Source organism: Pseudomonas sp. GW460-LB5 (genome assembly GCF_059423245.1).
Window position 1 is genome coordinate 1 of record NZ_JBWKXT010000143.1, and the last position, 659, is coordinate 659.

The following is a 659-nucleotide window of genomic DNA, read 5'->3' on the forward strand; positions in this document are numbered from 1 at the left end:
TCGGCTCGTATGGCGCTGGAAGGCAAAGACGACAACGAGATGGGCACCTCCGCCGTCAAGAAGCTGGTTGAAACTCTGGACAGCTACATCCCAGAGCCAGAGCGTGCTATCGACAAGCCGTTCCTGATGCCAATCGAAGACGTATTCTCGATCTCGGGTCGTGGTACCGTTGTTACCGGTCGTATCGAGCGTGGTATCGTCCGCGTTCAGGATCCGCTGGAAATCGTTGGTCTGCGTGACACCACCACCACCACCTGCACCGGTGTTGAGATGTTCCGCAAGCTGCTGGACGAAGGTCGTGCTGGCGAGAACTGCGGCGTTCTGCTGCGTGGTACCAAGCGTGACGACGTTGAGCGTGGCCAGGTTCTGGTCAAGCCAGGTTCGGTCAAGCCGCACACCAAGTTCACCGCAGAAGTCTACGTCCTGTCGAAGGAAGAAGGCGGTCGTCACACTCCGTTCTTCAAAGGCTACCGTCCTCAGTTCTACTTCCGTACCACTGACGTGACCGGTAACTGCGAACTGCCGGAAGGCGTTGAAATGGTAATGCCAGGTGACAACATTCAGATGACTGTTACCCTGATCAAGACCATCGCAATGGAAGACGGTCTGCGCTTCGCTATCCGTGAAGGCGGTCGTACCGTCGGCGCCGGCGTCGTAGC

At 57.5% G+C, this 659-nt stretch carries 1 protein-coding gene; it reads left to right on the forward strand.

Annotation, left to right across the window (positions count from 1 at the left end):
• Window positions 1-659: EF-Tu C-terminal domain-related protein (locus tag AC07XM_RS31090; protein WP_495046089.1), on the forward strand; the 659-nt coding region annotated here is incomplete at both ends.